Source organism: Colwellia sp. SU-HH00943 (genome assembly GCF_057546125.1).
In genome coordinates, this window is the sequence record NZ_BAAJLW010000001.1 from 310,645 (window position 1) to 324,447 (window position 13,803).

The window sequence follows — 13,803 nt, forward strand, 5'->3', positions numbered from 1 at the left end:
AGCTAACTCAAATTCGTTCAAGGCATAAGTAACAATTATTAAAACTTTAAATAATTAAGTAGATAAGCTATCGTTATCATGAACTTATCATTTAATTATTAAATAGGAATAACTATGTCTCAAGCCGCAGCGCGTCACTTGTTGGTTGATACCGAAGAACAATGCTTAGCATTAAAAGCCGAAATTGAAGCAGGTAAAGATTTTGCAGATGCTGCAAAAGAACACTCTAACTGTCCCTCTAAAGCGCAAGGTGGCGATTTAGGAACTTTTGGTCCAGGTCAAATGGTCGCAGAATTTGATAAAGTCGTCTTTTCAGCACCTTTGAATGAAGTTCAAGGCCCAGTAAAAACTCAATTCGGTTACCACTTATTAGAAGTGACAGCCCGTAGCTAAATTAGGCCTAGTATTTAAATCTCTATCAGCGCTCACACTATATTCAACATGATATGAGCGCTTTATCTTTAGTTAATCAGTACTGATTTTGCGCGGTTAACGCTAAAATATTTTCTTGTGCATCGACAAGTTGTTGATTCACGCGTTTATGATGTTTAACTGCATCTTTGAGGGGAATATAGCAAATTGCACTATGTTGCTCGGCAATCATTATATGATTTTCACCCTTTACCAGTGCCTGAATTGCCGCAACCCCCATTTTGGTAGCTAACAACCTATCTTTAGGTACAGGAGAGCCACCACGTTGTATATGCCCTAAAACGCAGGCTGTACAATCAATACCTGCGGCTTCCTTAAGTTGTTCTGCTAACATAGTTACGCCACCAGGCCATAAATTTTCAGCCATGACTATAATATAACTGGTATGGCGATTTTCTTTCGCTAACTTAATTTCTTCGGCTAATTCTAGTAATTTCTTTTGCTGATCATCAACGCTGAAATTTTCAAAAGAAAGCACTTGCTCCGCCGCGCAAGCAATTCCAACATTGAAGGTAATATGGCCACTATGCCTTCCCATTAGTTCAACAATAAAAATACGTTCAAATGCGTCTGCGGTATCTCGAATTTTATCAATAGCATCAATAGCGGTATTAACCGCAGTAGCAAAACCTATGGTGAAATCCGTGCCGTCTACATCATTATCGATAGTACCTGGAACACCTATCAGTTGCCCCTGCCAGTAATTTTTTAAGGTCAGTAAACCATTGAATGAACCATCTCCCCCAATGACAATCAAAGCATCGATTCTCTTCTCATTGAGTGAAGTTGCTGCTTTTTCAAGACCTTGTTTTTCTAACATTTGAGGACAACGAGCACTTTTCAAAATAGTACCACCACGTTGAATAATACCGTCAACATCATCGAGCGTTAACCGTTTCGCTTGTGCAATATTTTCTTCACAAATTAAGCCGTTATAGCCATGATAAAAACCGATCACTTCAATATGGTAATGATGTGCTGCAAGAACAATAGCGCGTATTGCTGCATTCATTCCAGGGGCATCACCACCACTAGTGAGAATGCCAATACGCTTAATGCGAGTGTTATTCATTAGATAATCTCTCTCATATTCACCTATAAAACTATACCACCTGCTTTGAATTTGAAAATCATAAGTTATTAAACCACAGTCACTCTAACTAGTTTATAGCTGCCCTGTTAGCTGGAATGCTGCCCAGTAAAATGGGTGCGAGTTATAATTATTCTTGATAGATAACTGGGCTTTTCTTAGTGCTGATGCCTTATTCATATTCTCAAAATTATCATAAAAATTAACCATCAGCTTTTCTGTTGCCATATCATCAACTTTCCATAAACTTGAGATTACAGAGCTGGCACCCGCATAAATAAAGCCACGAGTTAACCCAATCACATCGTCCCCTTTCTTGATGTCACCTATGCCTGTTTCACAAGCGCTTAATGTGACTAGTTCTGCATTAAGCTCTAGCGCATAGATATCATTGACTGTTAAATTGCCATCGTTTTTATTGTCACTTGCTAACAGTAGCCTTGAGTTTAACGGATTTTCAGGATCAAACTGACCATGCGATGCTATATGTAATACTCGTGCGTTTTTCCCTTGTTCTTTAATCAGGGTTTCTGATGCTTCTTTTTGAATATACACCTGAGTATTTTTTCGACCTTTTAATGATAAAACTTCTTTTTCTGCTGCCGGTAATTCAAACTCAACTGCTTCTAACGTAGGGTTACCAATGGCTAGCATATCTATTGATGAGTCTGACAAACTAGCATCATCAATGTAGTTCAGTGTACTTAACGAGGGTAGTATTCTGATATTGTATTGTTCTATTAAAAATTCATTGCCATTATAAAGTGCTGAAAAGGGCAAATAATGCAGAGAACCGTGAGGAATGATGGTGATATTATCGTGCTTAATCTCATCTTTTAGTGGTGCAATTAACGCTTTATATAAAGCCTGAGATGTAATTTTATACTTATCACTTTCTGGGTGTCTTAACTGCTCCCTTACTAAACCTACTTGCGCTGATAAATCATCGATAGAAAGCTTTTTCATGACAACATTATTTTTCGATGCGATAAACGCATACATCTGTTGATCATCACCGAAAAATTCAATAATACTCTCGTTTGAACTGATGGGTTTAACTAGGTCAGTGAATGCATAGGCTTCTACAGCAGTTACTGAAGAAAGTTTACTGGATGTTTGATTGATTTTTCTTTTCAACGCTCTAACTGAGCGTGTGCCTTCAACTTCATTACTATTTGAAAGTGAAAATGAGCTGGTTTCTTCTTGGTATAAGTTTGCTAATAATTCTTGCTCTTCATGCGAGTTACCAAATTGCTTTTTAGAGGCCAGTAAATCAACTAATGCTCTAGCTTTTGCACGCTCACTATATTCAAACGCTGTTTGATAGTCGCCTACTTCAAATAGTGTTTCTATTATATGGTTGTATATTGATAAACGTTCATTGAGGAATCCAATTTTCTCACCATCAAGTGCAATTGAAGACCTTTGCGCTTCAATGATTTCAATGCCTTTTGAGAAGTAGTTAATGGCTGAATCATGCTCATTCAACTTGGTAGCAATAATACCCAAATTATAATAAGCAGAAAACTGTAAATTACCAAAGCTAGTTAACTGCTTATTGGCAACGATAGGGCTGTAACATGCTTGAGCTTCTTGATACTTTTCTAAGCCCAATAAGGTATGACACATATATATGTTTTCAGCCATTTCTCTGTAACTATATAATTCAGAGGCAGAGGCATTATATTCAGGATAAAATGCCCCCGCTAACGTAGTGCCAACCGAATAAAGTGCTTTTGAACCCGCAGTGCTAGATTTTTCTAAGGTAAGTGCATTGTAGGCACTTTGATAGTCTTTTTTGAATAAATAAACTTTAGCTAACCAATATTTTTTCGTATTTAAAGCATAATAATAGTTGTTGGCTTCATATGAAGGATCTAACGCTTCTAAGGTTTTGATATATTGTTCTGCTGCTTTTAAATCATTGTCTTTTAGTGCCATGATGCTTGCTAAGCCAGCAGCTTCAGCAATAACTCTATCAATCATCATTTCAGTGAAATAGCCAACAAAGGGTTGAGACGGCACGATAGATTCGTACACTTGATAACTTATCGCTTTCGCTTTTTGATAATCGCCTAAGTCGTAGGCAACTTGAGCATCGAGCATTTTAAAACGACCGTCGAGAGTTTTTTTATAATCAGCTATTTCTTTGTTATCCGTAGGTAAAACATCTAAAGTATGCGCTTCATCTAATTTAACCTTACAGTATTTATATTCTTTGAACATTTTTAAACTAGCATAGGCTTCACATAGCAATAAAATCCCATTTTCCATTGTTCCACTGTGAAAAGCCGCTAACTCTTCATAAGCATTTTCCTGCTGCTCCGCATATTTTACTATCTCCCGTTTATCTGTTGTCCAGGTAGCTTTTTCTAAAGGGGTAAGTGAACAGCCCGTTGACGTAAAAATAAAAAGAATAATAGAAAGATAAAATTTCAAAGGAAGGCCTCAAATAATTATATAAATATCAATTATGTATATTATATTTAATTTAGGAAAAATCAATTTTATGCTAAATATAAGCTTGTGAAGGTTTTATTAAGACACTCGCAATGAGTGTGAATAGAGTAGCTTCCTCAGTAATAAAGGTAATATTTAACTTAATTATTAAACAAAAAAATACCCAACATCAGCAAGCTAATATTGGGTATCATCAATCATATATTAATGAGAGAGTAGTAATAAAAAGGTATTAAGGACGATATTCAACTTCTACGTCATAATCATCTTCGTCCCAATCTTCATCATCTAAATCATCATCAAGATCAGCCATCGCATCTTCATGGTAGGTATCCCACTTAAACTCAACCTCTTTACCATCAGCCACAACTTCCGTTTCTTCTGGTGGTAATTCTTCAATAAAGGTCATCAGTTTTTGTGATAAGGCCTCTGTACCCATTTTATTAAATGCAGAAATACTATGTACTTCGCCTTGCCAATTAAGACCCGCTAAAATTGCATCCGTTATTTCTTGTGCTTCTTCTTCAAGCAGTAAATCTAATTTATTAAATACAATCCAACGAGGCTTACCCGCCAGTTTCTCATTATGCTGTTCTAGCTCACTGATAATGGTTTTTGCATTCTCTAAAGGATCTGAGCCATCCGCAGGCATAATATCAATAACATGCAGAAGAATTCGACAGCGCTCAAGGTGTTTTAAAAACTGTGTACCTAAACCAGCACCATCTGCTGCACCTTCAATAATACCGGGGATATCAGCAATAACAAAGCTACGTTGAGAATCTAAACGCACCACACCTAAATTAGGTACCAAGGTGGTAAAAGGGTAATCAGCTACTTTAGGTTTAGCCGCTGAAACACTGCGAATTAAGGTCGACTTACCTGCATTAGGTAAACCAAGTAAACCAACATCAGCAAGTAAAAGTAACTCTAACTTAAGATTACGAATTTCACCTGGTGTACCATCCGTTCTTTGACGAGGTGCACGGTTAGTACTACTTTTAAAGCGAGTATTCCCCAAACCATGCCAGCCACCTTTGGCCACTAAAAGCTTCTGCTCTTTATGGGTTAAGTCACCTAATTGCTCGCCAGTATCTACGTCGATAGCACGCGTACCCACAGGTACTTTCAAAAATAAGTCATCACTGCTTTTACCTGTACAATTACGACTTTGACCATTTTGACCACGCTTAGCACGATGAAAACGCTCAAATCGATAATCTATAAGGGTATTTAAGCTTTCGTCGGCAATAAGATAAACGTCACCGCCATCACCGCCATCGCCGCCATCAGGACCGCCATATTCAATATACTTTTCTCTACGAAAACTGACACAGCCATTGCCGCCGTCGCCAGCTTCAACTCTGATTTCAACTTCATCAACAAATTTCATGGTGCTTTAAACAACCCCAAAGTATTGTGTTTAGATACTGTCAGTATAAACGATTTTATTTGGATAAAAAATCGCCACACTAAGTTCTACACAATTAAAACAAATTAGGTAAAAAAAAACCTCGCATGATGCGAGGTTTTTAGAAAATCGAATCTAAGATTAGTCAGCGATAATGCTAACGTACTTACGACTTTTTGGACCTTTAACATCAAACTGAACTTTACCGTCAGCTAATGCGAACAACGTGTGGTCTTTACCGATACCCATGTTATCACCAGCGTGGAAACGAGTACCACGTTGACGAACAATAATGTTACCTGCTAATACTGACTCACCACCAAAACGCTTAACACCTAAACGTTTAGACTCTGAATCACGACCATTTCGTGTACTACCTGCAGCTTTCTTATGTGCCATTTTAAAATGCTCCTAATTAGCCGTTAATACCAGTAATCTTCACTTCAGTGAACCATTGACGATGGCCCGCTTGTTTGCGTGAATGCTTACGACGTTTGAATTTTACAATGGTAACTTTATCAGCACGACCTTGGTTTACAACCTCAGCCACTACTTTACCACCAGCAACGTAAGGCGCGCCTACATTGATGTTATCGCCATCAGCGATCATTAAAACGTTATCAAATTCTACTGCTGCGCCTACTTCAAGCTCAAGCTTTTCTAGACGAACTGTTTGTCCTTCGGTTACACGATGCTGTTTACCACCGCTTTGGAATACCGCGTACATAGCTACTCCGTACTGCGCCACTTTACCACTACTTGATTAAAGTCTTCTGGGTTATATGACGCTAAATTTAAAAATATAGGGCGCGAATTCTACGCGAAGAAACCTAACAGAGCAAGTAGAAAAATGATCATTTATAAAGTTTTTCTACTATTTAGTTTTTTAACGAAATAAATTTATCACAAACTGACTTCAAACAAGCTTTCTCACTTTATTGTCGGCTATTTTAGTGTAGAATTTCCTCTATAAAAAAGTCCGACAAAAATAGTGGTTATTATTCAACCCCTATAGCTAACTGGAAATAAAATAAGTGGATATAAAAGCAATACAGGCACTTTCGCAAGATGATATGAGTCAAGTGAATGACCTTATTTATGGGCAACTACACTCTGATGTTGCCTTGATTAATCAATTGGGGATTTATATTGTTAATGCTGGCGGTAAACGTATGCGACCAATGCTCACAGTATTAACTGCTCAAGCGCTAAGTCATAACAACTCAACAAAGTTAACTAATGAACACTGCACTATAGCCGCTATTATTGAATTTATTCATACCGCAACCTTATTACATGATGATGTAGTTGATGAATCAAACATGCGTCGTGGCAGAGAAACTGCTAATGCCTTGTTTGGTAATAGTGCTAGCGTACTAGTAGGCGACTTTCTCTATACACGTTCGTTTCAAATGATGACGAAACTTGGCAACATGCGCATAATGGATATTTTATCCGATGCCACGAATATTGTTGCCGAAGGTGAAGTTTTACAGTTAATGAACTGTAATGATCCTGACACCACTGAAGAAAGCTACATGCAGGTCATTTACTGCAAAACGGCAAAGCTTTTTGAAGCAGCCACCCGCCTTGCTGCTGTAGTAACCCAGCAAAGCGAAACAATAGAAACAGCCATGGCCAATTATGGGAAATACCTTGGTACAGCCTTTCAATTGGTTGACGATATAATGGATTACACTGCTGATGCGAAAGAAATGGGTAAAAATGTCGGTGATGATTTAGCTGAAGGTAAACCTACCCTACCATTGTTGTATACAATGGCCCATGGAACGCCTGAGCAAAAACAACTTGTTAGAGATGCCATTGAACATGGTAACGGTATGGAACACCTAGACGATATTCTAGAAGCCATGCAACAAACTGGCGCTTTAGTCTATACTCAGAAAAAAGCTGAGATAGAAGCAGACAAAGCGATTAGTGCTTTATCCGTTTTACCTGAATCTGACTATAAGAAAGCCCTGATCTCATTAGCGCACATTGCAGCTAACCGTTCAGCTTAATTCAGTAAAGTATTGAGAAGCGTATGACTGATAAAAGTATATTTGAGAACAACCCACTACACGGTGTTGGCTTAGAGCAAGTCATAACTGAGCTTGTTGATCACTATGGATTTGAAATATTGCATGCTTATTTAAGTTTAAACTGCTTTAAAAACAACCCAAGCATTAAATCAAGTTTAAAATTCTTGAAAAAAACAGAATGGGCAAAAAATAAAGTAGAAGGCTTTTACCTTTATCAATTTAAAAACCTTCCCCGTGCTGATAGCACGCAATTTGAATTGCCACCACGTGATCGCATAGTGCCTGCACATCACAAACCTAAAGCACCAGCAGAATTAAGCTTTGAAGATGCTGAAAATCTAAGGCAAAAAAGAGCTAAAAAAACGCGAGAACGTTCTTCAACACCTGCAAACCCATGGGGAAGATAATTCCCCATGGCTGTTATTTCATTCAAATAACACCTTACTTTTCTAATCTCTCCACAAATTATCTTGCTTAACATACTGTAGAGATAAACAAACTAAACTACTCTCATGGTCTCTTTTATGGGTTCCTATAGCGCAAACATAACCGTTTATTGATCTAACACAGCTAAACATTGTACTGACCACTACAATCATTTGTTAATTTAACGTGCAGCAACTAAGTTAATAGTAACAGGTAAAATTGCTGGAGAATTACCATGTCGTTAATCAACTGGAGTAACGAATTAAGTGTTGGTATAGAGAGTATTGATGAGCAGCACAAAAAACTAGTTAATATGATCAATGCTCTTAATGATGCCATGTTATCGGGTAGCTCCCATGAATTATTAGGCAAAATATTTACTGGCTTAGCCGCTTACACACAAAAGCACTTTGCTTATGAAGAAGACTTGTTTGCAGAGTATGGCTATGCAGATTCAAAAGAGCATAAACGTCAACATACTGAATTAATTGCTCAAGTAGTTGAGCTAAAAGAAAGGTTTATAGAAAACCCTAAAGGCACAATCAGTGAAGATTTACTCTTGTTTCTCAAACGTTGGTTAACCAACCATATCATGAGAACAGATAAAGAATATGCGGAATTTTTACGATCTAAAGGTGTGATGTAAGTAATATAAAAAAGGGATGTTAATCCGTTGATTAACACCCCTTTTAAATTAAATATGACGTTATGTCTAATTAACATAACAGCCATTTGGCATTATGCCATGAAATCAACACCTTCTTGGATGTCTTTATTCAAAGTAGCTAACATGTCATCTTTTGCTTGCTGTTCAAAAGCACTTAACTCACCGTACGATAAAATTTCGCTAACACCGTTAACACCTAAACGTACTGGATGTGCGAAATAAGGCGCATCACCATTTTCAATAGCTACATATGCGTAATCTACAACATCTTCACCTTGTAGACCTTTTACTAATGATAAACAAAAACGCGCTGCTGCAGCACCCATAGATAATGTTGCAGAACCGCCACCCGCTTTAGCTTCAACAACTTCAGTACCTGCATTTTGAATACGCGGTGTTAAAGCAGCAACTTCTTCTTCAGTAAAGCTTGCGCCTTCAACTTGAGAAAGTAATGGTAAAATTGTTGTACCTGAGTGACCACCAATAACAGGTACTTTCACTTCACTTACATCTAAACCTTTAAGTTCAGCAACAAACGCTTCACTACGGATAACATCTAAAGTAGTAATACCAAACACACGGTTAGCATCATAAGTACCCGCTTTTTTGAATACTTCAGCAACAATTGGCACTGTTCCGTTTACAGGGTTAGTAATAACACCAACTAGCGCTTTAGGACATGCTTCAACAATACCTTCAGCTAATACTTTAATAATACCTGCATTTACATTGAATAAATCTGCACGATCCATACCTGGCTTACGTGGCATACCTGCTGGGATAAGTACGATATCTGCACCAGCTAAAGCGGCATTTAAATCATCACGACCAAAACCTGCAACTTTTACATCCGTTGGAATGTGAGATAAGTCGACAGCTACACCAGGAACAACTGGAGCAACATCGTATAGTGATAACTCAGAACCTGCTGGTAATTGAGTTTTTAATAATAAAGATAACGCTTGACCAATACCGCCTGCGGCGCCTAAAACTGCTACTTTCATGTGATCTCTCCGAGATTTTAATGGGGGTTAAACTAGGTTCAGTTTATTTTACAAAATAAATTTGAGTAAATACGTAAAAAATTGCTGCGCAAAAGATATAGCATAGACAACAAAAAAACAATTATTATTCACTTATAACGTATATTTGTATTTATGATAGCTTATAATGACTAAAGCGTAATACTCAACTTTAGTATTACGATAACAATAGCGATAGCATTATTTTTCTAATAAAAAGGTTTTAATTTCAAATAATGAACGGACAACAAAAGCAAGAGTTTCTTATACAGGCATTTAAAGATTTACTAAAACAAGAGCAATTTGGCTCACAAGGTGAAATTGTTGATGCATTAAAATCTCAAGGCTTTGATAATATTAGCCAATCAAAAATATCACGAATGTTAAGTAAATATGGCGCTGTTAGAACGCGTAATGCCCGTCAAGAAATGGTGTATTGTTTACCCGCAGAGCTTGGCGTACCTACAGCCCAAAGCCCATTAAAACAATTAGTATTAGATATTGAACACAATGATGTGATGATTATTATTCAAACTAGCCCTGGTGCCGCACAGCTCATTGCTAGATTGTTAGATAGTTTAAGTAAAAGTGATGGCGTACTTGGTACCATTGCTGGCGATGACACTATCTTTATTGCCCCTACCAATGTCAGCAATATTACCGAAACTATCAAAAAATTAGAGCACTTATTTTCAATAGAGAAGTATTAAGCTTCGACAAGTAATATAGATACAGCCGCAAAGCTAGTCACTAACGGGCTAATACTTTTAAAATACTGTCACGAAGCACATCCCCTGTTACGGGTTTAGCAATATGTAAATTCATACCAACAGCCATGCTGCGCAGTTTATCCTCTTCGCGAACATGAGCCGTCATGGCGATAATAGGCAAGGCTTGCTTCGATGATGCTAATTCATCTGCTCTTATCAAACTCGTTGCAGTTAAACCATCCATAACTGGCATTTGAATATCCATTAGCACAACATCGAATGCTTTCTCGTTAAGTAAATCCAATGCGCGCTGACCATTATCGGCAATTGTTACTTTCGCCTGCATACTTATTAATAACTCTTTCGCCACGAGCTGATTGACGAGATTATCTTCAACCAACAAAATATGCACATTAGCCAAGTCTGCATTGGCGTTTTTGGCTTTTGCTAGTGTTGCGGGTACGTCATTTTTTGCTGCTTTAATGTTAATATTTGTTTTGACTTCCCCCTGTAAGCCTTTAACAATTTCATCTAATGAATGTCGATATAAAGGAGTATCTAACAAAATGTATGGTAGAGACATCTGCTCTAGTTGTTGACAAATATCCGTTTCTAGCTCGACCATGGCAGGTTGACATAAAGCAATTAATTGTACATTTTCATGCCATTGTGTAGCACTTTCATTAACCTGTGCTATTTGTTTGGAAAGCTGTGCTTCATCAATCAATAAAACCACGTTTACGTCTTTTGATTGATTATGTGTTTTTTCAGTTAATTCAGATAGGCTAGATAACTGATGATACTGCCAATCATAGTTTGAAATAGTCTCAACACAAGAGGTTGATAAGCGTTGTTTAAAAGCACAAATTGTTGCTGCTTTAGGAAAAGCTAAGCTATCTTTTTGTTCTACAACCTTATCTACAATACTAAAAGGTAGAATAAAACTAAATTCACAGCCTTTTCCTAAATCACTTTGTAAACTAATTTCACCACCCAATAATTTTACAATTTGCTGGCAAATAGATAGACCTAAACCAGAGCCGCCATATTTTCTCGTCATTGAAATGTCAGCTTGTGAAAAGGCTTCAAATAAATGCCCTTGCTTTTCTTTCGCAATACCTATTCCAGTATCAACCACTTTAAAGCGCACCAGTGCATTAGTATTACTTTGACCAATAGTATCGATTAATAACGCTACTTCACCTTGCTCAGTAAATTTAATGGCATTATTTAATAAATTTGATAGCACTTGTATTAAGCGCATTTCGTCAGTTTTAATGGCAATAGGAACATTAGCCGCCACATCAATTCTCACCTGTAATTTTTTATGGTGGATACTCGCTACATTCAGTTTAAAAGCCTTATCAATGGCCGCCGCAAGGTTCACTTCTTCTTTAAGCAGGATCATTTTTCCGGCTTCAATTTTTGATAAATCTAATAATTCATCAATTAAGTGCAATAAAGAAAAAGCCGCAGTTTGTGCATTCGCTAAATAATGATACTGCCTTGAGTTAAGCGAAGTACGGTTTAGCAAATCCATCATCCCTTGCATAGCATTGATTGGGGTTCTGATTTCATGACTCATATTGGCTAAAAACTGAATTTTAACTTGGTTTGCATATTCAGCTTGGTTTTTGGCTTTTTCTAAAGCTGATTGTATTGATTGACGCTCAGTAACATCTTGTAAAATTGTAATTGTACCCAGTACTTCCCCTTGTTCATTGCTGAACTGATTACAAAAGCCTTGGTAAATTTCATCCCCAGCTTCAATGAGTTCTTGCTGCGGATATTCATCTTTAAAATACTCATTCAAACGGTTAATTTCATAGGCAAGTGCTTTCGGCATAAACTGACTTGCTTGATGACCTAACATATTGGCTTCAAGGTTTTGACATAACTGTTCAAACGCTTGGTTACAACCCATCAATTTACCTTGTGGATCATTGAAAATGATCAATTCAGGTATAGCATTCATCACTGAGCGTAACAAGACATAATCACGCTGATGCTTGGCACTAGTCTCTTGTAAAGCTTGAGTTTTTTCTAGGACACGGCTATCAAGCACTTCATTTTGTTCTTTTAACTGTAACAACAAGCTACGATTTTGAGTAAAAATATCTTCTACTAACACAAACCAGTGTAACCAATCCGCATTCGCCTTTATCTTGCCTGGGTCTCCTTGAGCACAGTACTCAATATGACGAATAAAGTTATGAGTAGGTTTAATAAAACTGCGCCGTGTCATGGCATTTACCAACATTAGAAAAGCCAATAAACCCAGTAAAAAAATGGTGAACATAAAAATAAAATGATCACGTAAAGGTATAATAAAGCTCTCATAGGGTTGATATTTTAATAAGGTCCAGCCATTAACTGCTATGGTTTGTTTTTCAATTAACCAGTCTCCTATTTGACTTGAGTCATCTAACTCTTCTAACTGTTTACTGGTTAATTGCTTCAACCCTTCTGGGAGAAGCGTTCCCCATGAAGCTCGGTAACTTAACGGTAATTTTCCTTTTTGTTTAAAGAAAAGTATTTCATTATTTTGGTTATATAACACCAACCCATGCTCGCTAGATTCAAGCTCTGGCATACTTTGTTGTAATTTAGCTAAATTAATATCTATCATTACAGCGCCAATTAATTGCTGAGCCCTATACACACCTATACCTAAGGATGAATTCATGCCTTTACCCGCGGAATCAATATAAGGAGCAGACCAAATAACTTGATTGTTACTATAGTTCAGTTGCTTAATTCTCATTGAAAAAGGGTTGTCTAGCATCCGTCTGCTGTACTGCCAACTTTCTCTGCCAATCCAAGGAAAAATATTCACAAAATGATCGAGCGATACATAATAAAGCCAAGTCGCTTCTTCAATCACTTTTTGTGCTGTTACAAAGGCAGGCGTTAACAAATTTGCCATGGCAAGTTCTTGTGATTTTAGCGCTGAGAACTCACTGACCTTACCTAAACCAGTAATATTGCCACTGAGTAACTTATCTTGTTCAAGAATATCGATACGAGGTTTTTCTAAATAAAACCTTTCGCCATCTTGCTTGAGTTTTACTATATCGGTATCTAGCTCATGAGGATGCTTTAAAACATATTGAGCAAATTCTTGAATACCTAAAATAGCTTGTTCACTTTGCTCTAACATTGTATTTAATTGATTAGCTTGTGCTTGTAACTGGCTTAAGCCCTTTTGTTTATGCACAGTCAATTCACTGTAATAACGAAAAGCTGCAGCTGCCAAAGCGATAAATACAATAACAATAAACGCAACGACAACTGCGGTGTTATAGCGCCTAAATACTGTATTTTCTGCGTTAATATCTAACAATGTTTTGCCTTAGCTAAGTAATCTATTCCCCCTTATCGTAACTAAAAAGCAGCACTGACTCCACCTAATAAATTCTATGTAATTCCAATTAGCTTTCATTTTTATAACCGTCAAGTCATCCGTAAATATTTCTCTTTTTCGCGCCTTAGCCCGCTAGTGTCTTCATTAATAGTTCTATTATATTAATCTTAAATTAGATC

General features: G+C 37.1%; 12 protein-coding genes. 5 read left to right on the forward strand and 7 right to left on the reverse strand.

Going from position 1 to position 13,803, the window contains the following annotated elements; genetic code table 11:
- The first annotated feature begins 114 nt into the window (after positions 1 to 114).
- Positions 115 to 393 carry a peptidylprolyl isomerase gene (locus tag AC27GZ_RS01300; protein ID WP_487093069.1) on the forward strand — a complete coding sequence of 93 codons (279 nt, stop codon included), beginning with the start codon at positions 115 to 117 and terminating at the stop codon, positions 391 to 393.
- A gap of 76 nt (positions 394 to 469) precedes the next feature.
- Here AC27GZ_RS01300 and AC27GZ_RS01305 read toward each other — a convergent pair whose 3' ends face one another.
- From AC27GZ_RS01305 to rplU, 5 genes are all read right to left on the reverse strand, one after another.
- On the reverse strand, positions 470 to 1,504 hold the full coding sequence (locus AC27GZ_RS01305; protein ID WP_487093070.1) for an ATP-dependent 6-phosphofructokinase: 1,035 nt from the start codon (positions 1,502 to 1,504) through the stop codon (positions 470 to 472).
- Between the two features lie 93 nt (positions 1,505 to 1,597).
- Positions 1,598 to 3,961 carry a CHAT domain-containing protein gene (locus AC27GZ_RS01310; RefSeq protein WP_487093071.1) on the reverse strand — a complete coding sequence of 788 codons (2,364 nt, stop codon included), beginning with the start codon at positions 3,959 to 3,961 and terminating at the stop codon, positions 1,598 to 1,600.
- Between the two features lie 253 nt (positions 3,962 to 4,214).
- Positions 4,215 to 5,375, reverse strand: coding sequence for an Obg family GTPase CgtA (cgtA, locus tag AC27GZ_RS01315; RefSeq protein ID WP_487093072.1), 1,161 nt, complete (start codon positions 5,373 to 5,375; stop codon positions 4,215 to 4,217).
- A 159-nt stretch (positions 5,376 to 5,534) separates the two neighbouring features.
- A complete protein-coding gene (gene rpmA / locus AC27GZ_RS01320) occupies positions 5,535 to 5,792 on the reverse strand; it encodes a 50S ribosomal protein L27 (protein WP_487093073.1) in 258 nt (85 codons plus the stop codon).
- Between the two features lie 16 nt (positions 5,793 to 5,808).
- Complete coding sequence (gene rplU, locus AC27GZ_RS01325) at positions 5,809 to 6,120, reverse strand: 50S ribosomal protein L21 (RefSeq protein ID WP_487093812.1); 312 nt, start codon at positions 6,118 to 6,120, stop codon at positions 5,809 to 5,811.
- 307 nt (positions 6,121 to 6,427) lie between these two features.
- Here rplU and ispB point away from each other — a divergent pair, with 307 nt between their 5' ends.
- The 3 genes from ispB to AC27GZ_RS01340 all read left to right on the forward strand — a co-directional run bounded on the left by ispB (position 6,428) and on the right by AC27GZ_RS01340 (position 8,507).
- Entirely contained in the window at positions 6,428 to 7,414 is a 987-nt protein-coding gene (ispB, locus tag AC27GZ_RS01330; protein ID WP_487093074.1) for an octaprenyl diphosphate synthase, read from the forward strand.
- Positions 7,415 to 7,437: 23 nt separating this feature from the next.
- Positions 7,438 to 7,842 (forward strand): VF530 family protein, encoded by a 405-nt coding sequence (locus AC27GZ_RS01335; protein WP_487093075.1) that lies wholly within the window; start codon positions 7,438 to 7,440, stop codon positions 7,840 to 7,842.
- Positions 7,843 to 8,096: 254 nt separating this feature from the next.
- On the forward strand, positions 8,097 to 8,507 hold the full coding sequence (locus tag AC27GZ_RS01340) for a bacteriohemerythrin (RefSeq protein WP_487093076.1): 411 nt from the start codon (positions 8,097 to 8,099) through the stop codon (positions 8,505 to 8,507).
- 92 nt (positions 8,508 to 8,599) lie between these two features.
- Here the strand turns inward: AC27GZ_RS01340 and mdh are convergent, their stop codons facing one another.
- Positions 8,600 to 9,532 carry a malate dehydrogenase gene (gene mdh, locus AC27GZ_RS01345; RefSeq protein ID WP_487093077.1) on the reverse strand — a complete coding sequence of 311 codons (933 nt, stop codon included), beginning with the start codon at positions 9,530 to 9,532 and terminating at the stop codon, positions 8,600 to 8,602.
- Positions 9,533 to 9,786: 254 nt separating this feature from the next.
- Here mdh and argR point away from each other — a divergent pair, with 254 nt between their 5' ends.
- A complete protein-coding gene (argR, locus tag AC27GZ_RS01350) occupies positions 9,787 to 10,260 on the forward strand; it encodes a transcriptional regulator ArgR (RefSeq protein WP_487093078.1) in 474 nt (157 codons plus the stop codon).
- A 40-nt stretch (positions 10,261 to 10,300) separates the two neighbouring features.
- Here the strand turns inward: argR and AC27GZ_RS01355 are convergent, their stop codons facing one another.
- Positions 10,301 to 13,603 carry an ATP-binding protein gene (locus AC27GZ_RS01355; RefSeq protein WP_487093080.1) on the reverse strand — a complete coding sequence of 1,101 codons (3,303 nt, stop codon included), beginning with the start codon at positions 13,601 to 13,603 and terminating at the stop codon, positions 10,301 to 10,303.
- Between the last annotated feature and the right edge of the window lie 200 nt (positions 13,604 to 13,803).